At 65.5% G+C, this 19,328-nt stretch carries 21 protein-coding genes; 14 read left to right on the top strand and 7 right to left on the bottom strand.

Annotated elements, in window-relative coordinates:
- Window positions 1–31: 31 nt before the first annotated feature.
- From mftR to AB0L63_RS05320, 7 genes are all read left to right on the top strand, one after another.
- A complete protein-coding gene (gene mftR, locus AB0L63_RS05350; RefSeq protein ID WP_364494907.1) occupies window positions 32–649 on the top strand; it encodes a mycofactocin system transcriptional regulator in 618 nt (205 codons plus the stop codon).
- A gap of 108 nt (window positions 650–757) precedes the next feature.
- Window positions 758–1,666, top strand: coding sequence for an STAS domain-containing protein (locus AB0L63_RS05345; protein WP_364494904.1), 909 nt, complete (start codon window positions 758–760; stop codon window positions 1,664–1,666).
- A 12-nt stretch (window positions 1,667–1,678) separates the two neighbouring features.
- Window positions 1,679–2,068: an STAS domain-containing protein gene (locus tag AB0L63_RS05340; protein WP_357475560.1), complete on the top strand. Its 390-nt coding sequence runs from the start codon at window positions 1,679–1,681 to the stop codon at window positions 2,066–2,068.
- The gene (locus tag AB0L63_RS05335) at window positions 2,046–2,471 is read left to right on the top strand and encodes an ATP-binding protein (RefSeq protein ID WP_364494901.1); all 426 of its coding nucleotides are present in this window, start codon (window positions 2,046–2,048) and stop codon (window positions 2,469–2,471) included. Before AB0L63_RS05340 ends, AB0L63_RS05335 begins: the two co-directional genes overlap by 23 nt.
- Window positions 2,464–3,102, top strand: coding sequence for a SpoIIE family protein phosphatase (locus tag AB0L63_RS05330; protein WP_364494898.1), 639 nt, complete (start codon window positions 2,464–2,466; stop codon window positions 3,100–3,102). Before AB0L63_RS05335 ends, AB0L63_RS05330 begins: the two co-directional genes overlap by 8 nt.
- Window positions 3,103–3,267: 165 nt before the next feature.
- Entirely contained in the window at window positions 3,268–5,607 is a 2,340-nt protein-coding gene (locus AB0L63_RS05325) for a SpoIIE family protein phosphatase (RefSeq protein WP_364494896.1), read from the top strand.
- 85 nt (window positions 5,608–5,692) lie between these two features.
- Window positions 5,693–6,025 (top strand): STAS domain-containing protein, encoded by a 333-nt coding sequence (locus tag AB0L63_RS05320; protein WP_364494893.1) that lies wholly within the window; start codon window positions 5,693–5,695, stop codon window positions 6,023–6,025.
- A 232-nt stretch (window positions 6,026–6,257) separates the two neighbouring features.
- On the opposite strand, the gene AB0L63_RS05315 is transcribed toward AB0L63_RS05320, so the two are convergent.
- A complete protein-coding gene (locus AB0L63_RS05315) occupies window positions 6,258–7,298 on the bottom strand; it encodes an LLM class F420-dependent oxidoreductase (RefSeq protein ID WP_364494890.1) in 1,041 nt (346 codons plus the stop codon).
- A gap of 116 nt (window positions 7,299–7,414) precedes the next feature.
- Between AB0L63_RS05315 and AB0L63_RS05310 the strand changes: the two genes are divergently transcribed.
- From AB0L63_RS05310 to AB0L63_RS05300, 3 genes are all read left to right on the top strand, one after another.
- The gene (locus AB0L63_RS05310) at window positions 7,415–8,047 is read left to right on the top strand and encodes a cyclodeaminase/cyclohydrolase family protein (protein WP_364494887.1); all 633 of its coding nucleotides are present in this window, start codon (window positions 7,415–7,417) and stop codon (window positions 8,045–8,047) included.
- A gap of 164 nt (window positions 8,048–8,211) precedes the next feature.
- A complete protein-coding gene (locus AB0L63_RS05305; RefSeq protein WP_364494884.1) occupies window positions 8,212–8,964 on the top strand; it encodes a L,D-transpeptidase in 753 nt (250 codons plus the stop codon).
- Window positions 8,965–9,878: 914 nt separating this feature from the next.
- Window positions 9,879–10,574: a hypothetical protein gene (locus AB0L63_RS05300; protein ID WP_364494881.1), complete on the top strand. Its 696-nt coding sequence runs from the start codon at window positions 9,879–9,881 to the stop codon at window positions 10,572–10,574.
- A 3-nt stretch (window positions 10,575–10,577) separates the two neighbouring features.
- On the opposite strand, the gene AB0L63_RS05295 is transcribed toward AB0L63_RS05300, so the two are convergent.
- Together AB0L63_RS05295 and AB0L63_RS05290 are read right to left on the bottom strand one after the other, a co-directional pair.
- A complete protein-coding gene (locus AB0L63_RS05295) occupies window positions 10,578–10,760 on the bottom strand; it encodes a zinc-binding dehydrogenase (RefSeq protein ID WP_364495656.1) in 183 nt (60 codons plus the stop codon).
- A 47-nt stretch (window positions 10,761–10,807) separates the two neighbouring features.
- The gene (locus AB0L63_RS05290; RefSeq protein ID WP_364494879.1) at window positions 10,808–10,930 is read right to left on the bottom strand and encodes a zinc-binding dehydrogenase; all 123 of its coding nucleotides are present in this window, start codon (window positions 10,928–10,930) and stop codon (window positions 10,808–10,810) included.
- 29 nt (window positions 10,931–10,959) lie between these two features.
- Between AB0L63_RS05290 and AB0L63_RS05285 the strand changes: the two genes are divergently transcribed.
- Window positions 10,960–11,286: a winged helix-turn-helix transcriptional regulator gene (locus tag AB0L63_RS05285; RefSeq protein WP_364495653.1), complete on the top strand. Its 327-nt coding sequence runs from the start codon at window positions 10,960–10,962 to the stop codon at window positions 11,284–11,286.
- Here the strand turns inward: AB0L63_RS05285 and AB0L63_RS05280 are convergent.
- Complete coding sequence (locus AB0L63_RS05280) at window positions 11,222–12,982, bottom strand: ABC transporter ATP-binding protein (protein ID WP_364494877.1); 1,761 nt, start codon at window positions 12,980–12,982, stop codon at window positions 11,222–11,224. The two genes, AB0L63_RS05285 and AB0L63_RS05280, sit on opposite strands and share 65 nt — an antisense overlap.
- An 81-nt stretch (window positions 12,983–13,063) precedes the next feature.
- Here AB0L63_RS05280 and AB0L63_RS05275 point away from each other — a divergent pair, with 81 nt between their 5' ends.
- Window positions 13,064–13,540, top strand: a complete 477-nt coding sequence (locus AB0L63_RS05275; RefSeq protein WP_364494874.1) for a MarR family transcriptional regulator — start codon at window positions 13,064–13,066, stop codon at window positions 13,538–13,540.
- 327 nt (window positions 13,541–13,867) lie between these two features.
- Here the strand turns inward: AB0L63_RS05275 and AB0L63_RS05270 are convergent, their stop codons facing one another.
- A complete protein-coding gene (locus tag AB0L63_RS05270) occupies window positions 13,868–14,722 on the bottom strand; it encodes a bifunctional 5,10-methylenetetrahydrofolate dehydrogenase/5,10-methenyltetrahydrofolate cyclohydrolase (protein WP_364494871.1) in 855 nt (284 codons plus the stop codon).
- Between the two features lie 279 nt (window positions 14,723–15,001).
- Between AB0L63_RS05270 and AB0L63_RS05265 the strand changes: the two genes are divergently transcribed.
- Window positions 15,002–15,877 (top strand): YdcF family protein, encoded by an 876-nt coding sequence (locus AB0L63_RS05265; RefSeq protein ID WP_364494869.1) that lies wholly within the window; start codon window positions 15,002–15,004, stop codon window positions 15,875–15,877.
- A 113-nt stretch (window positions 15,878–15,990) separates the two neighbouring features.
- Window positions 15,991–16,791: a putative protein N(5)-glutamine methyltransferase gene (locus AB0L63_RS05260; protein WP_364494866.1), complete on the top strand. Its 801-nt coding sequence runs from the start codon at window positions 15,991–15,993 to the stop codon at window positions 16,789–16,791.
- A 9-nt stretch (window positions 16,792–16,800) separates the two neighbouring features.
- Here the strand turns inward: AB0L63_RS05260 and AB0L63_RS05255 are convergent, their stop codons facing one another.
- Complete coding sequence (locus tag AB0L63_RS05255; RefSeq protein ID WP_364494864.1) at window positions 16,801–17,631, bottom strand: SDR family NAD(P)-dependent oxidoreductase; 831 nt, start codon at window positions 17,629–17,631, stop codon at window positions 16,801–16,803.
- 56 nt (window positions 17,632–17,687) lie between these two features.
- Window positions 17,688–19,259, bottom strand: coding sequence for a succinic semialdehyde dehydrogenase (locus AB0L63_RS05250; protein ID WP_364494862.1), 1,572 nt, complete (start codon window positions 19,257–19,259; stop codon window positions 17,688–17,690).
- Window positions 19,260–19,328: the final 69 nt, after the last annotated feature.

Raw genomic sequence — 19,328 nt, 5'->3', positions numbered from 1 at the left:
GATCCGGCGATCGACGTCATAATCAACAGTCGTGACAGATGCCAAGGTGCGGGGCCGTCCACGCGGCACAACCAAGCGCGAACTCGAACTGATCGCCATGCGACTGTTCACCGAACAGGGCTTCGACGAAACCACCGTCGAACAGATCGCCGCAGCCGCGGGCATCAGCGGCCGCACCTTCTTCCGCTACTTCCCCACCAAGGCGGAGGTGCTCTGGTACCAGTTCGACGCGGAGGTCGAGGCGCTGCGCGCCGCTTTCGCCACCGTGCCCGACGAGGTCCCGATGATGACCGCCGTGCGCCGAGTCGTGGTGAATGCCAACCGATATCGCGCCGAAGACGTGCCCGAACTGCGCATTCGCATGCAACTCGTCGGCGGCATTCCGGCACTCGCCGCCACCGCGGGCGCGCACTACGACGCCTGGGAGCGAGCCGTGAGCGCCTTCGCCGCACGCCGGCTCGGTGTACCGGAAGACAGCCTGCTCGCGATGGCTGTCGGCCGCACCACCCTGGCCGCCGCGCGCGCCGCCTTCGATGCCTGGCTCGCCCGCGCCGACGCCGACCTCACGGTCTACCTCGACGAAGCGCTCGCGGCCCTGGCACGTGGATTCGCGCCACCGAACGAGGAGCCGGATCTACCATCGAGCTAACGGCAGGTTTCACCGGCGCGCGGGATGGGGTATGACTAGGCTCGGTATCGGCGCGCAGCCGAATGCACGACTATCCCGACAATCCCGTCGAAAGGGGCTGGAATTTCCATGTCCGAGGTGTCCATGAACCTTTCGGCGGATTCCCTGCCCGTAGGACCAGTCGACAACCTGCTTCCGCAGCTGGTCGAACACCTGCGGCAGAACCGGACCGCGCTGCGTGAAGAGTGGGCCCGGCGCATTACCGATGCCCAACTGCTGACCGCCATGACCCCGGAGGAAATCTTCTCCGAGGCGACCTCCATGTACGACAATTACGTCGAGGTGCTCGTGACCGGTAGCGTCGAGGCGCTGCAGGCCTATGCGCGCGATCTGTCCGAGCGCATTATTCCGAGAGGCGTCGATACCGACGAGGTCCTCGGCATCGTGCTGCTCCTGCGAGATGTGCTGGCCCGCTCGCTGTTCGAGAAATACCAGGCCGATTTCGAGTTGCTCAACGCTGTATTGGACGCGTACGAGCCCGCCGCGAATCGCATCGCGAGCACCGTGGCCATCTCGTTCGTGCAGGAGCGCGAGCGTGTCATCCGCCAGCAGCAGGAAGCCATTCGCGAGCTGTCCACCCCGGTGCTGCAGGTGCGTGAGCAGCTGCTCATCCTGCCGATCATCGGTGTACTCGACTCGCAGCGCGCCCGTCAGCTGACCGAACAGCTACTGCGCGCCATCCGCGCCAATCGCGCGAAGGTGGTCGTCATCGATATCACCGGTGTGCCCGAGATCGACTCCACAGTGGCCAACCACCTGGTGCAGACCGTCGACGCATCCGGCCTGATGGGCGCCAATGTGATCATCACCGGCCTGTCCTCCGAGATCGCCCTCACCCTGGTGACCATCGGCCTCGACCTGTCCAAGATGAATGCGGTCGGCGATCTCCAGGGGGGTATCGAAGAGGCCGAACGCCTACTCGGCTATGAGGTGACGCGCGTCACGGATCGCATGCTCACCGAGCGCGATGGGCGCTGATCGGGCCCAACTATGCCGGTTCCGATCCTCAAACAAGGTACCTATCTGATCGCGTCGGTCCAGTCAGCCTTGACCGACGCGGATACCGAGCGTCTCCAGGACGACCTGATGAAACAGGTCAGCAGATACCGGGCACACGGGATCATCGTGGACGTCACCGCGATCGATGTGATGGATTCGTTCGCGGCCAGATCGCTGCGTACCATCGCGCACATGACGCAGCTCCGCGGTGCCGAAACGGTCATCGTCGGATTACAGCCCGAAGTCGCGTTCGCCATGGTGCAGCTGGGCCTCACCTTCGAAGGCATGCACACCGCCCTCGACCTGGAAGAGGGCTTGGCGTGGCTGAACCGCAAGACTCCGGCCCGCCGCCAGCGAGATGGTCGTGACAGTGGCCGCTGAGAACTTGGTGATCGCGATCAAGGTGTCGGGTGACATCGTGATCGCACGTCAAGCCGGACGTGAGCTGGCGGCCAAGCTCGGTTTTTCTCTGACAGATATGACCATGATCTCGACGGCCATCTCCGAGATCGCCCGCAACATAACCAGTTACGCGGGCAGTGGTGAAATACGTTTGCTGGTCGATGACCGGGAGGGTCGCCAGGCGCTGGTCGTCCAGGCCGAGGATCAGGGGCCCGGTATCCGCGATATCGCCCGCGCACTCGACGACGGGTTCTCCACCGGCCGCGGTCTCGGACTCGGCCTGCCCGGCGCGCGCCGGCTGATGGATCGGCTCACCGTCGAATCCCCACCCGGACGCGGCACGTTGGTGGAGATGTGGAAGTGGGTACCCAACGGTGCATGAGGACGGGATCATCGGCCGGATCGAATGGGCGGTGGCCGGCCGTGCCCTGCCCGGTCAGCGGGTTTCCGGTGATCGCGGCGTGGTGCTCGACGCGGGCGGTGGCGCGGTGCTCTTCGCGGTCCTCGACGGACTCGGCCACGGGGCGGCGGCCGCGGACGCCGCCGATCGCGCAGCGCAGGTGCTCTCGGAGAACCGCGCCGAACCGCTGGACGTCCTGATGGTGCTGTGTCATCGGGCCATGACCGACACCCGAGGCGCGGCAGTGTCTTTGGCACTGTTCGGCGCATCCGATACGGTGCACTGGCTCGGCGTCGGCAATGTCGATTGCCGGATTCTGAGTGCGGGTCCGGTGGGGCTCGCCATGCGCGCGACGGTACTGATGACCGGTGGCATCGTCGGCTATCGGCTACCCCAGAACCTACAGGTGCAGACCGTTCCGGTGCGGCCGGGCGACCTGCTGCTGATGTCGACCGACGGCATCGTCACCGAATCCGCCGACAACGGCATCGATCCGTCCAAATCCACCGCGCAGATCACCGCCGAAATCCTGGCCAGGCATGCCAAAGACACCGACGACGCATTGGTGCTTGCGGCCCGCCATCGGGGCGGCGTACTGGAGGCATCAGCGTGAACGGCGGACAGCGCATGAGCGAGCGAACAAAAAACACAGCCGCCATCGCGGTCATGGCAGAGCCGAGCGCCAGCGAGGCGGAGACATGAGCGAGCGGAGCGAGCGAACAAAAAACACAGCCGCCATCGCGGTCATGGCAGAGCCGAGCGCCAGCGAGGCGGAGACATGAGCGCGGCACTGGCCGCATTTCTCGACGCCTACGCGGATGCGCTACGGCGGCATCTGAACTCACCCTCGCAGGCCGGTCTCGGGGAGGGTTACGAACTCGGCCGCCGTGCCCTCGTCGAGGGCATCAGCCTGCTCGATCTCACCGAAAACCATTATCGCGTAGTACAAGCCACCGAATCGGACACTGCGGACGCTGATGAATCCGCCAAACACGCCGAGACCGCACTGGAATTCCTGCTGCAGACGCTCGCCGCACTCGACATCGCCACCCGCGGCTATATCGATGGCACCCGACGCGCCGAACAACAGCGTTCGCGCATCGACGATCTCGCGGGGCGCGACGCCTTCCGCACCGCCCTGGTGGAGTCGCTGCAGGACGGCTTCTTCGTCGCCGACGCGCGCGGCACCATCATCGAGGTCAACTCCGCCTTCGGCGCACTGACCGGCTACGGCGCATCGGAACTTCCGTTCCGGCTGCCGCATCCATGGTCGATGCCGGAAGGCCCACGCTATCCCGATCTAGGTAGCGAGGCACAGCGTTTCGTGATTCCGGTCAAACATCGCGACGGCCGCACGGTCTGGCTCGCGGTGAGTACCAGTGCGATGGTCGAACCGGAAAAGTACGAGCAGATCTTCGTCGGCACCATCCGCGATGTCACCGCCGAACACGATGCGCAGGCCCGCGATCAGGCGGCGTCGCGACTGGCCACCGCGGTCGGCGCGGCCACCAGTGTCGTCGAGGTGCTCGCCGTCGGGCTGGACGAACTGCGACGCACCGTCGGTGCGGAAACCGCGGTGGTCATGGTGTGGCCCAACCGCAATACCGGTCCGGAGACATATATCTCGGGGGCCGAGGGTGTTCCGGAAGGTTCGGTGGTCAACGCCCGTGCCGCGGCGCTACTGGATCGGGCCCGGCGTCGACCGGCGCGCAGCCTGTTCGCGATTCCCGAGGGCACCGAAAGCTCCGAGGGCATCGTCGCCCCGCTCGGTGAAACAGGTGATGCGGCGCTGTGGCTGCGCTTCGCCGCACCACGTGCCGTCAGCGCCGCCGATTGGACATTGTTCTCGCTGCTCATCGGACATCTGAGTCTGGCGGTGCAGCGGGCGCGCAACTTCGATCAGGCGCGCTCGACCTCGCTGACACTGCAACGGGCCATGCTGGGTCCGATCGAACTGCCGCCGCGATTCTCGGTGCACTACGAGCCCGCACTGCCGCCGCTGGAGATCGGCGGCGACTGGTACGACGTGGTGCCGCTGCGCGACGGCACCATCGGCGTCGTGGTCGGCGACTGTGTCGGGCGTGGTCTGTCCGCGGCTGTCGTGATGGGCCAATTGCGCACGGCCGCCCGGGCTCTCCTGCTGCGCGGCGCTGGGCCGGCACAGCTGCTCGCGGAACTCGATACCGTCGCGAGCCGGATTCCCGGCGCGATGTGCACGACCGTCTGCGCCGCCGTCCTCGATCCGGTGCGCGGACTGGTCCGCTACAGCAGCGCCGGACATATGCCGCCGATTCTGGCCGATGTCGGTAAGCCGGGCCGACTACTCGAGGGCGGGCGCGCGGTGCCGCTGGCCACCTTCGATACACCGCGGCGTCCCGAGGCCACCACGGCGCTCACGCCGGGTTCGACGCTGGTGCTGTTCACCGACGGCTTGGTCGAACAGCGTGGTGTCGACATCGACGACAGTTTCGCCAAGATCTCCGCGGTGCTGGCCGATACCGCGGGCAAGCTGCCGCGCGAGGTCGCCGATGCCGTGCTGTCCAGACTGCGTCCGGCCGCAGGCTACGATGATGACGTTGCCATGGTCGTTTACCGGCAACCTCCGGCACCGCTGCGGCTCGAGATTCCGGCCAATCCGGATCGGCTTTCGGCCATGCGCAAGCAACTCAAGGCGTGGCTCGCCGCCGCCGCGATACCGCACGATCTGGCCTCCGACCTCATCGCCGCGGCGAACGAGGCCTGTAGCAACAGCATCGAACACGCCTACCGCAACGGCGGTGGGCCGGTCGGCCGCGCGGTCAGCTCAGCGACCGAACCGCTCGGCCGGGCCACCAGCCCCGCGGCGGCCACCGCCGATCCTGGACTCGTCGAATTGACCGCCGAATGTGACACCCAAAGGGTCGTCATATTGGTCGCCGACACCGGAACGTGGAAACCACGCTCCGCCGATCCGGGGCCGCGCGGACGTGGCGTCGACATGATGCGGGCATTGACGGAGGAATTGGAGATAGACCACAGCGGGCTGGGCACCCGCGTCCGCATGTCGGTAACGTTGCCCGCGATCAAATCCCCAGTAGCGAACCCGCTTCGTGGCACGAACCGCCAGGTTTCTGGATGAGGAATGCAGCGCGAAGGGCAGGTTCATGGCAGATTGTGATGATGTGACAAACAACTCCGGAGACGCTTATCCCTTGGCGGACACGATGACCACCACAGTCGATGCACACGAGGGCGCGACTGTGCTCACAGTTTCCGGCGAGGTCGATCTGGCGACCGCGCCAGCACTGGAGAACAGCATCGAGGCCATCCTCGCCGGTAAACCGGCGGTCCTGATCATCGACCTGACCGGTGTCAGCTTCCTCGCCTCGGCGGGCATGGCAACCCTGGTCGCCGCGCATCAGCGCGCCGGCGACGCGACGACCATCATGATCGTCGCGGACGGTCCAGCCACCAGCCGGCAACTCAAGATGACGAGTCTCGATCAGGTGTTCGCACTGCACTCCACCCTGGCCGAGGCGCTGGCCGCACTCCGGTAGACCGACTCGGCCGCGTTCCGGCCGAATCTTTACCTGAATGGCTACTCGACCGGCACGGAGCGAGTCTTACGAGCGACGTTCGCGGCCGAGTGGTCGAAACGCATGCGCCGAAGGCGCGAGTCTCGACCACTCGGCCGCGTCCATCGAGCGCTGCCGGACGAAGTCCGTCATCAGTCTCCTGCGTTTGGACGAGCGAATGCGAGCCACCGCACACCAGGGGCCGCGAACACAATTAGACACAGAGGTCGCGAAGTTGCTCGATCAGCTTGACCCGCTCAGCCGGGGTCGCCGCCATCGGCACCACATTCAGCACCGTGACACCCGCCTCGCGGAATGCGGCGACCCGCTCCCGCACGAATCCGGCCGGACCGACCAGCGAGATATCGCGAACCAGATCGTCCGGGACCACCTTGGCGGCCTCTTCCTTCTTGCCCGCCAGGTACAGCTCCTGGATCCGGTCCGCCTCGGCTCCGTACCCGTACTTGGTAGCTAGCGTGTGATAGAAATTTTTGCCCTTGGCGCCCATGCCGCCGATGTAGAGCGCCAGATGCGGTTTCACGAATTCCAGTAGCGGCGTGACATTCTCGCCGATGGCCAGTGCGGGCCCGGCGTAGACGTCCAGCTCGCCGAGGAGCGGATCACGCTTGGCCAGACCGGCATCCAGTGCTTCGCCCCAGATCTCCTTGGCCTTCTCCGGTATGAAGAAGATCGGCTGCCAGCCCTCGGCGATCTCTGCGGCCAGCTCCACATTCTTCGGGCCGAGCGCGGCAAGCAGCACCGGAATGCGTTCGCGCACCGGATGATTGATCAACTTGAGCGGCTTACCGAGGCCGGTGCCCCGATCGGCGGGCAGCGGGATCTGGTAGTACTTGCCCTGGTACTCCAGCCGCTCCCGGCGCCACACTTTGCGGCAGATCTCCACCAGTTCCCTGGTGCGTCCGATGGGCGCGTCATAGGGGACGCCGTGGAAGCCCTCGATCACCTGCGGGCCCGATGCGCCGAGGCCGAGTATGTACCGGCCGTCGGAGACGAAGTCCAGGCCGGCGGCGGTCATCGCGGTCAGGCTCGGGGTGCGGGTGTAGATCTGCAGGATGCCCGAGGCCAACTGCAGCCGGGTGGTCTTGGCCGCCAGATACCCGAGCGCGCTCACCGCGTCGAACGAGTAGGCCTCCGGCACGAACACGATGTCGAGTCCGGCCTTTTCCAGGTCGGCCACCTCGGCGGCCGCCTCTTTGAAGCCGCCCGAGTAGTTGATGCTCAATCCGATCCGCATAGCACTCAACATAACCGCAGCTACACACCGGCCGCGCACCGGCTACTCCGGCGCGAGCGGTAGCGTATTCGCCGTAGTTCACCACTGTCGTCACAGGAAACGAAAGGCCACCCGCCGTGTCGCAGCCCGCCTTTGCTGAGGCCACTCTCGCGCAGTACCTGAACGACCTGGCCGCGAAGGTGCCCGCACCAGGTGGTGGCGCTGTCGCCGCGCTGCACGCCGCCCAGGGCGCCGCGTTGGTCGCGATGGTCGCGCGCTACACCACCCGGGCCAAGGATGCCGAGCACCGGCCGGTCATCGACCGGATCATCGAGGCGGCCGATGCGGCTCGCGAGCGCGCGCTGGCCCTCGCCGATGCCGACGCCGCGGCATTCACCGCCGTCGGCCATGCCTACAAATTGCCGAAGGGTTCTCCGGAGCAGGCCGCCGCGCGCACCGATGCGATTGCCGCCGCGCTGCTCGAGGCGGCCCGGGTGCCCGCCGCGGTCGTCGACGAGGCCGATGAGGTGCTCTCCCTCGCCACCGAACTGCTGCCGATCGGCAACCCCAACGTGGTCACCGATATCGGCGCCGCCGCCGATGCGGCGCGGGCGGCGGCCACCAGTTCGCAGCTCAATATCGAAATCAATGTCGGTTCGCTCAGTGCCGAACAGGCCGCCAAGTTCGCATCGGTGCTGATCCGCATCGACGAGATCACCGCCCGCGCGGACGCATTGCACACCGACGTATTGCACGCCGTACGCGGCTGAATTCAACCGAACGGTCGGATCGTTTGTTCCACTTTATGCCGGGTATGTCGCACCCATCCGAAAAGCCGCGGACTTGGACGGCCGTTACAGAACCGGTACGTCGGGTTGATCATGAAGTCCTAGAATGGATTTCTGCGTCCCACACCAGCGTGAAGGGGTGGACCATGCGGAGTGCACTCAGATATCTGTTCCTCGCGACCACCGTCGTCGCCTTGGCGGCATTCGGGTCCGGAGCAGCAATTGCCACCACGATTCTGAAACCCATCGTCGATGCGGTCGCCGCGATTACCCCATCCGCGGGCCAGGAAGTCGGCATCGCGGCACCCGTGACGATTCGATTCGCCAACCCGGTCGCCAACCGCGCCCGCGCCGAACGGCTGGTCGATATCCGGGCCACCGACCAGCTGCCGGGCACCATCTCCTGGGCCGGTGATCGTGAATTGACCTGGACACCAACGAGTTTCCTGCCCGCTCGGGTACCGATCTCGGTGCAGGTCGGTAACGCGCGCACAGAGTTCCGCACCAATGCGGGCGTAGTGGGTGACGCCGATATGTCGGCGCATACCTTCACCGTGAGCATCGGTGGTGCGGTCGCGCGATCGATGCCCGCATCCATGGGCAAGCCGGGCTGGGAGACACCGACCGGCACCTTCCCGGTGCTGGAAAAGTTCCGTTCGGTCGTCTTCGATTCACGCACCATCGGAATTCCGCTGAGCTCGCCCGAGGGGTACGTCATCAATGGTGAATACGCCGAACGCCTCACGTGGGGTGGCGTTTTCGTGCACTCCGCACCATGGTCGGTGGATTCGCAGGGCTATGCCAATGTCAGCCACGGCTGCATCAACCTGGCTCCCGACGATGCCGCCTGGTACTACGAAACCGTCGGGGTCGGCGATCCGGTCACCGTGCACTGGTGAGCTGTAAACAGTCCGTTTCCCTGCGCGACACCGCCCCCTCAATTTCATCACGCGCAGCAAACCTGGCAGTATCCTGCCGGGGTTGATACAACTGCGGGACACACGTGATCGTATGACCTGATGAAGGTGGGGCGATGGATCGACCGGATATGACCTCGGGGGCGCATTCCGGCCCGCAGCCGGGCGCTGAGCCACAGCAACCGCTCGATGCGCAGACGGCATACCCGGCTCAGACACCGCCGAACCCGTTCCATCGGATCGGATTCACGGAGGACACCGCGCCGACCGGGCCGATTCCGCGGATCCCGGTCGACGGCGCACCGATCGATACCGGTCCACTGCGGCGTGTTCCGATCGACCGTGCCGCAACGCAATCCGGGCCGCTGCCCCGAGTTCCGGTCGATCGGGCGCCGAAGGATACCGACCCCTTTCGGCGCATTCGCGGCCAACATGTTCCGAATCCCCAGAGCCCAAATCCTCAGCGCGCGAATCCCCAGAACCCGAATCCTCAGAACCCGAATCCTCAGGGCCTGAGGCAAACCGGACCGATACCGCGGATTCCGATCCAGGAAGTCCCGACGCGTCCGGCCCCGGTTCCGCACATCTCGATGCACCAGACGCCAACTGCGCAGGACAGCGAACAGCTTCCGCTGACGTTGCCGGAACCGATCCGTCGAGCGCCCGCTCCTCAGAATTCGCCCCCTCCGGTGCCTGCTGCACCGCGTCCGGTCCGGCAGACCCCGGTCCCCCACGATCCGAATTGGCATGCACCTGTTGCCCAGGACCCGAACCGGGGAGCGCCCCTCCAGCGAGATCCGGTGCACCAGAGCCCGATTCGTTCGGAGGCTTCGGACGCAGCAGCCGTCCGGCATTATCCGAACCACTACCCACCAGACCTATCCCAGCGAGATCCGGTGCAGCAGAACCCGATTCAGGCAGAAGATCGCGAATTCGGGCAGCAAGAGTTGGACTATCGAAACGACCGGTCCGAATGGGTCGAGGAACTTCCTGAGGAGCCGAAATCACCTGCGCCGGACTACTTCCGGCACGAGGAGGCATTGGCGGCCATGATCGATCGGTCCGGGCGGAATCCGTCGAAGCGCCGGTGGATGCCCGTGCTGGTCGGGTCGGTCGCCGCGGCCGGACTGCTGGTGGTGGCATTCGTGCAGCTGCTGCCGACTCCGCAACCGGCGACCGTGGCCTCGTCCACACCCAGCCAGGTCGCGGCCACGACCGCGGCGCAGTGCCCAGCCGAGCGGGTCGGGAACACCATTACCGGTAACGGTGCAGGCGGGTTGGATTCCGGACCGGGCGTCATCTTCGCATTCCAGTACGCGTATTACGTCACCCGGTCGGGTGTGGCGACCCGAGAGTTCGTGACGCCCAACGCATCCGTCGCCCCTGCCAGGACGATTCAACAGGGCATCGATGGCATTCCGGTCGGTACCACCCACTGCATCAGCATTACGCCGGGAGCCCTAGTCGGCCAGTACCTGGTGCAGGTGACCGAGTATCGGCTCGATTCGACATCGATCACCTACAAACACCAGGTCGTCACGACGGCGCGGGTGGGCAGCCAGACGCTGATCACCGGAATCGGCGCGGTCTGATTGTCACACCAGCGAATTCCACGGCACCAGTACGATTTTCCCGCGCACGCGCCCGGATTCGCTCAGGTGATGGGCCTTGACCACGTCGGCCATCGGCAGTACCTGATCGATCTCCACCTGCAACCGACCGACCTCGAACAGGACCGCCAGCTCGCCTAGATCGCGGCCGGACGGATTGACATGCAGCCGCTGGTACCGCAGATCGTCCTCGGCATCATTGCCCTGCGCATCGATCAGACGCCAGCTGCGGCGAGCACCGGCAGCGACCTCGATCCGTAGGCACCGCCGACGAGATCGAAGACGACATCGACATCACGCACCCTCTCCGCGAAATCACTTGTCGTATAATCGATCACGCCGTCGACTCGACGGCATCACCCAGAAGATGCTGACCCGCACCCTGCGCAATCTGGAGCGCGACGGACTGGTCCACCGCGCCGTCTATCCCACTGTCCCCGCCGCGCGTCGAGTACTCACTGACGGAATTTGGGCGCCAGTCCCAGGGAGCTCAGCCACGCGATGGGGGTCTGGTCGATGCGCCACCACGGCGAAATCCTCTCCACCCGCTACGAATTCGACACCCGCGCCACAACCGACCCCGAACCTGCCCGAAGGGCCGCACCACCTTTGCCGGGTGCGGCTGCGGCTCAGGCGGCTCGGAGGAGGTCCCCACCGGAGGACAGGGCGGCGTAGCGACCGTCGGAGTCGATGAGCTCGCGGTGGGTGCCGCGCTCCACGATGTGGCCGCGGTCGAGTACGACGATCTGGTCGGCGTCGCGGATGGTGGAGAGCCGGTGCGCGATGGTGATGGTGGTGCGACCTTCCGACAGCGCGTCGATGGCGGCCTGCACCTCCTGCTCGGTCCGGTTGTCCAGTGCGCTGGTGGCCTCGTCGAGTACCAGGATCGGCGGATTGCGCAGGATCACGCGTGCCACCGCCAAACGCTGCTTCTCACCGCCGGAGAAACGGTAGCCGCGCTCGCCGACCACCGTGTCGTAGCCGTCCGGCAGACTCGCGATCTGGTCGTGGATCTGCGCGGCCCGTGCCGCCGCGTGCAACTCCTCATCGGTCGCATCGGGTTTGGCGAAACGCAGATTGTCCGCGACCGAGGCATGGAACAGGTAGGTCTCCTGCGAGACCACACCGACGGCGGCCGCGAGATCGGCGAAGGACAAGTCCCGCACATCGATTCCGTCGATCTCGACCCGCCCGGATGTCACATCATAGAGTCGCGCAACCAGGTAGCCGAGTGTGGTTTTGCCCGAACCGGTTTCGCCGACGATGGCTAGACTGGATCCGGCGCGGACGGTGATATCGATGTCCTGCAATACATCCCGCATTCCGGATCCATAGGTGAAGCCGACGTGCTCGAAGCGGACCTCGCCCCGCACGCCCGAATCCGGTACCGGCACCGGATTCATCGGTTCTTCGACATCCGGCTTCAGGTCCAGGTATTCGAAGATCCGGCCGAACAGCGACATCGAACTCTGGACCTCCACGCCGGTGTACAGCAACTGCACCATCGGCCGCAGCAGGCTCGTCTGCAAGGTTGTGAAGGCGACCAGGGTGCCGATCGACACCAGCGGATGTCCCGCCGCCACAGTCAATCCCGCCGCCCAGTAGACGATCGCGGGCATGGCCGCCATAACGATCTGAATCGTCGACTGCCGCCACCGGCCGGCCATGCCGGACCGGATCTCCAGGTCCACCAGTCCACGCGATTCCTTCGCGAAATCGTCGACCAGCGTGGGTGCGCGCCCCATCGTGCGCCCGAGCAGAATGCCGCTCACCGAGAGGGACTCCTCAACGATCGCCGACATGCCCGCCAATTTCTGCTGCCGCTGCGCGGTGATCTTCCTGCGTTCGTCACCGACGCGCCGACTGATCCAGACGAAGAACGGCAGCATGATCAGCGAGACCACGGTGAGCCGCCAGTCCAGGGCGATCATGGCGATCACCGAGGCGATGACCGTGGTGAAGTTCGAGACCAGTGAGGTCGCGGTCGAGGTGACCGTCGATTGCATGCCGCCGATATCGTTGGCGATACGCGACTGCACCTCGCCGGTGCGGGTAGTCGTGAAGAACGACAACGGCATTCGCTGCAATTGCGCATACACCGCGATGCGCAGATCGTGCATGACCTCTTGACCGACTGCGGTCGAAATGTAGGTCTGGAGCACACCGAAGATGCTCGTGAGTGCGGCGACCGCGACCATGCCCGCCGCGAGTGCGGTGAGCAAGCCAGTGTGACCGTGTGGCAGGGCGTTATCGAGGATGCCACGCAACATGAACGGCGATGCCAGTGCGACCAGTGACGACAGACCGACGAGGGCGGCCACCAGTGCTAGACGCGCACGGTACGGGCGGAACAGCCGGACGATCCGGCGAAGCTGATGTGAGGGCTGCATAGGCGCCTCCTTCCGAGGACTACGTCATGAAACTGAGGATGCCTCATAATTGTTCCCAAAACAATGAGCTATGCTCAACAAATGGATACCACGCTCGATCCCGATCTCCCCGAGCTATTCCTGCGCACCGCGAAAAGCATCCGCCGCAACCAGGTCGCCCGACTCGCACCGATGGGTATTACCCCAGGTCAGGCCCGTGCGCTCCGCATTATCGGCCACCACGACGAGCCGCTGCGGATGGCAGCGCTCGCCGATCACCTCGGCATCGTTCCGCGATCGGCCACCACCGTCGTCGATGCGCTCGAAGCCGCGGGCTTGGTTTCGCGCGCACCCGACCCAACCAACCGCCGCTCGACCCTCGTGACGCTGACCGACTCCGGCCGCACCACGCTCTCCCAGATGGCCGCAGCCCGCCGTGCGGCCGCCGAGGAGGTCTTCGCCAGTTTGAGCACCGAGCAGCGCACAACACTTCGTGAATTGCTTGCCGCACTCGATTCGGAGGCGGCGTATCCCACTGGGACGAAAATCTCGTTGACTTCCCCACCGGCCCAGAGCTGAATCGGGGCATGTTGGACTTGCCTGTCGGTCCGACTACGAAGGTGGGGACCGCCGCCGAAGCGCGGACGCGCTTGTGTTGCGTGGGTACCCGACGTCACCGAGCACCGAAATCATCACCAAGGCAACGGATTCGGGATTCGCCCCGACCGGCTTCGATTATGCGCACTGGCGCGACGACAAACCAGTCACCCACGGCACGAAGTGGGTGACTGGCACCGACGTGCGCTACGAGCGGGAGCAATACGCCGACTCATCCGATGGATCCTGCGTGGACACGACGGGGATGCGCGGAGTTGCACGGGCCGAAATCCTTGGGGCCGAAGGTGATCAGGCTCGGCTGGCGTTTTCTGCGGCGGTGACAACGTGGCGCATGAGCAGGGCGGTGGTTACCGGGCCTATGCCGCCGGGGACCGGGCTGAGGGCCGCAGCCTTGCCGCGGACGGTTTCGGCTTCGACGTCGCCGACGATTTTGCCGTCAGCGGATTCGTTGGTGCCTACATCGATGACGGTGGCGCCCGCGCGGACGTGTTTGCCGGTGACCAGGCCGATGCGGCCGGCGGCGGCTACGACGATATCGGCTGCCGAGGTGACGGCCGGGAGGTCGGCGGTGCGGGAATGGCAGATGGTGACGGTGGCGTTTTCGGCGAGCAGGAGTTGAGCAAGGGGTTTGCCGACGATATTGGAGCGGCCGACGACGGCGACATGCCGACCGGCGAGCGGGATGTCGTGATGCTTCAGTAATTCGACAACGGCCTCGGAGGTGGCGGGGACGAAACCGTCGAGTCCGGAGGCCAGCAGGCCGAGTGAGAGCGGGCTGACACCGTCGACGTCCTTGGTAGCGGCGATGGCGGAGCTGACATCGTCGAGGGCGACACCGGCGGGCAGTGGGGTCTGCAGCATGATCGCGTCGATGGTGGTGTCCGCGCTGCGGGCGGTGAGTTCGTCGCGAATCCGCTCGATGCTCGCGGCGGCGCCGAGTTCGATGGTGTCGCAGACTATTCCGAGACGTTCGGCGGCCTTGCGCAGCGAGTTCACATACCACGCGCTGGCCGGATCGTCATTGGCCACGATCAGTGCCAGGCGCGGCGCGGTTCCGCTCGCGGTGAGCGCGGCGGCACGCTCCTTGGTGTCGGCGTTGATGGCGGCGGCGAGTTCCTTGCCGGACAGCGAAACGGTATCCACGTTGTCACACCTTATCGGCTACCCCGCGCTCCCGGTTGTGGCGGCCGCAGCCGCGCGTCGCTAGCGCTCGGCTCCGCTGCGACCAAGGGGCGCTGTGTCGATGGTTTCTCGCTGCGCTCGATCACGGCGCGTGCCCCACGGTGCGCCCGGATGCCAGAGACAACGCCGGGCAATTACCCGAATATGTCCACTACCAGTCGTATCGTGATTGTGCTTGCCCACGGCTAACTGTCAGCTGACCTACCGGAATCCCGTTTCACGCGCGGAAAGGTGTCGACTGTGGTGAAGATCTCGAGGCGTTGGAAATTATGGGTCGCCACTGCGTTCGCGGCCGCGACCATCACCGGACTATCCGGCACGCCCGCCAACGCTGCGCCGGAAACCGACACCCTCTACAACTCCGCCCAGCGCGCCTTCACCGACGGCGATGAGTACGCCGGACGCGCCGAACTCCGACAGCTGATCGCCGCCGACCCGAATGACGCACAGGCGCTGTCGCTGCAGGCGATCTGGTCGCATTACGCCGGTGACCTGCCCGCCATGGCCGATTCGCTGGCCCGCCTCACCGTCGTCGACCCGGCAATGGCCCAGGCCACCAACAATGTGCTCGGCGCGATCGGCGCCGCGGTCGCAACCCTGCCGAATCCGCTGCCCGCGATCATCGGGCCGCAGACCGGAATCGTGGTACTCGGCTACGGCCTGCTCCCGGACGGTTCGCTGCGCCCAGAACTGGTGAACCGGCTGGCCGCGGCCTGGTTGCAGGCGGTCGCCTCGCCACTTTCACCGGTCGTCGTCACCGGCGGTAATCCGCAGAACGGGGTCAGCGAGGCCGAGGCCATGCGGGCCTGGCTGGTCGCCAAGGGGCTGCCCGCATCCCGGATCAATGTCGAGAACCGGGCCGGATCGACGGTGCAGAACGCGCTGTTCAGCACCAAGATGCTGCGTGATATCGGCGCGAACAGCGCGGTCGTGGTCACCTCGCCGAACCACATCCGGCGCGCGGTCGCCGATTTCATTGTCGCGGGCACTCGGGTGGTCGGGGCGACCACCTCACTCGACCAACTGGTATCGCAGTTGCCGCCGCCGGCCAAGCAGGCGCAGCACGGCATCTATCTGGACGCGACGCGAACGTTCCAGCTGACCACCTCGCGCTGAGTGAAATGGGTCCGAGCGTGCACTTTCGCCCTGAAATGCCACAAATCGCCGAATCCGGCGCAAAAGTGCACGCTCAGACCCACCGCACCCGTTTCACACGGCACGATATCCCGATGACACCAAACGGAGATGTGGTCGCGCAACTGCGCGCGGCGGGCTGTGTATTCGCCGAGGACGAGGCGCGGTTGCTCACCGCCGCCGCGGCACAGACGGGTGCCGATCTCGCGGATTTGGTCGCGCAGCGGGTTTGCGGAACACCACTGGAATATTTGCTCGGCTGGACCGAATTCCGCGGCATCCGCGTGGCGGTCACCCCGGGCGTTTTCGTTCCGCGCCAGCGCACGGCCTTCCTCGTCGACAAGGCCGCCGAACTCGCCCGCGTTATGCCCGCGCACGCTGTCGTCGTCGATATGTGCTGCGGCTCAGGCGCATTGGGTCTCGCCCTCGCGACAACCTCGGCCGCCGAAGGCCGCCCGATAGAACTCTCCGCGTCCGATATCGAACCCGCCGCGGTCGAATGCGCCCGCCGCAACCTCACGCCGATCGGTGCGCACGTCTACGAGGGCGACCTTTTCGAACCGCTTCCTCATGCATTGTGCGGCCGCATCGATATCCTGCTCGCAAACACCCCGTACGTGCCATCGGAGATGATCTCCAGAATGCCGCCCGAGGCACGCGATCACGAACCACGCACCGCCCTCGACGGCGGACCCGACGGCCTGGATATCTTCCGCCGGGTCGCCGCCGCCGCCCGCACTTGGCTCGCGCCGGGCGGTCACCTACTGGTGGAATCCAGCCAAGCCCAGGCCTGGCCCGCGATCACCGTCCTCACCACACACGGCTTCGCCGGCCGCATCGCCGAATCCGACGAGCACTACGCCACCGTCGTCATCGGCACCAAGCCGAATACCTGACGTGGGCCGCTACTTCTTGTGCCCGGTGAATTCGTCCATCGAGTGGTACACGCCAACCGAATTCAGGAACAGATCGCGCAGCTTGATCGGCAGCAGACCAGAGATCGCCTTGTTGAGCCGGGATGTCCACGGCAGGATCACCAGTGGCGCGCCCGCCTTCATTTCCCGCCATGAGGTACCGACGACATCGGCCTGCTCCAGAATCGGCGTGAACAGGAAACCCTTTGCACCATCGAACATTCCGGTGTTGATATAGGTCGGACAGACCGTGGTGATCCGCACGTGGTGGTGGCCCGCCTGTTCGAGTTCGATGCGCACCGAATCGGACCAGCCAAGCGCCGCCCACTTCGAGGCCGCGTACACACTCATGCGCGGATTGGAAACCAGACCCGCCGACGACGCGATGGTCATAACGCGCGCCGCACCCGTGCCGCGCACCATCGCGGGCAGAAATTCGAGCGTAATGTACATCGGCGCAAGGGAATTGATCGCCATCGTCTTATCGATATCGGCGCGATCGGTGGTCTCCCAGAAGTAGCTGTTGCCACGCACGATGCCCGCATTGTTGATCAGGATGTCGATATCGCCGACCTCGGCGCGCACCGCCGCCGCGGCCTCGCTGATGGCTTCTTGCGCGGACACGTCGACAACATAGTGATGAATGGCGACACCGCGACCGGACAACTCGACCGCGGTCTCCTTCAGCGCGGATTCGTTGACATCCCACAGCACCACCGCGGCGGCACCCTCGCACACCGCACGCTCGGCGAACTGCTTGCCGAGGCCCATTGCGGCGCCTGTGACCAGGACCTTCTTATCCGCAACCGTGTCCAGTTTCATCCGTCCTCATCCTGCTTCTTTATTAAATAGATTGCAGCGCAATGCTTTTGGCCCGATCACTTCTGACGCAGCGCCTTCATGACGCCGAAGTACAGCGTCATGGTCTTCGCCCACAGTTCCTCGGACATGCCAGGCAGCGGTGCGATCGGGAGCACCCGCTGCACCGCGATCGTCTGGGTATCGATGTACTTCAACAAGCCCTCGGGACCGTGCCGACGCCCAGTACCCGACATGCCGAGCCCACCCGATGGCGCGTCCGCACTACCCCAGGCCGCGATGAAGCCCTCGTTCACATTCACCGAACCCGCGTTGATACGTGCGGCTACCTTGCGACCTTGAACGACATCCTTGGTCCAGACACTCGCATTCAGCCCGTACGCGGTGTCATTGGCCTGCTCGACCGCCTCGTCGTCGCTGCCGACCCGATAGATCGACACCACCGGCCCGAAGGTCTCTTCCCGATACACCGCCATCCCGGGGCGCACCCCGGTCAGCACAGTCGGCTCGTAGAAATACGGTCCGAGATCGGGACGTGCCTTCCCGCCCACCAGCACCTCGGCGCCCTTCGCGAGGGCATCGTCGACATGCGCACTGACGGTGTCCAATTGGCGCTGGAACGTCAAAGATCCCATATCGCTCGAATAGTCGAGCGCACCGCCCAATTCGATCGCCCGCACATGCGCGACGAATTCGCCGACGAACTGGTCATACACCTTGTCGTGCACATAGATGCGCTCCATCGACTCGCACAGCTGCCCAGCCGAGGCGAAGCAGGCCCGAATCGCGATCTTGGCCGCCCGGGACACATCCGCATCGGCCAGGACCAACAGCGGATTCTTACCACCGAGTTCGAGCGAATAGCCGATGAGCCTTTCCCCCGCCTGCTGCGCAATGGTCCGGCCAGTGGCACTGGATCCGGTGTAGTCGACATAGTCGGCGCGCGCGATCACCGCACCACCGATCACCGAACCGCGGCCGAGCACCGCCTGCCAGAGTCCATGCGGCAGCCCGGCACGCTCGGCGGCATCGATGGCCCACAGGGCAGTCAGCGCGGTCTGGTTGTCCGGGCGCGCGACCACGGCATTTCCGGCCACCAATGCAGGCAGCGCATCAGAGACGGCCAGAGCCAGCGGATAGTTCCACGGCGAGATCACCGCGACCACGCCCTTGGGCCGCTGCCGCACATCGACCTGGGTCAATACCGGCAACACACCGCGCGGCCTACGGGTCGCCAACAGCTTCGCCGCGACCGACGCGTAGTACCTGGCATTGACCGCGACATCGCCGACCTCGTCGAAGGCGTGCACCCGCGACTTACCGGTCTCGGTCTGCACGATATCGAGGATGGTGGCCTGTTCGGCCAGCACGATGTCGTGGAATTTCCGCAGCACGGCGACCCGCTCGCGGACCGAGCGCCGCGCCCATTCTCGCTGCGCGGTGCGCGCGGTCGCGAAGGCGGCCTCGATATCGCTGGTCGAGGACTGCGGCAGATCCGCGATCTTGCGCCCGGTCGCGGGCGCGAACACCTCGACCGCGGCGGCACCGCCCGCGATCGCACGATCTAGCAGAGGTTGTACCAGGGCCGCGGGCAGGGCCATCGGTTCGGTCAACTGGCGGGCGGTCGTCATTGTCGGCCCTCTCCTTGGTCGGGCGCCTGTGCTGGACGAGGCGGTAAGCCGGTTCAGCTATTTCCTGAA

Source organism: Nocardia sp. NPDC051990, assembly GCF_040680755.1.
Taxonomy (GTDB): Bacteria; Actinomycetota; Actinomycetes; order Mycobacteriales; family Mycobacteriaceae; genus Nocardia.
The sequence above is the reverse complement of the archived record's forward strand: the minus strand, read 5'-3'. Positions and strand labels throughout refer to the sequence as shown.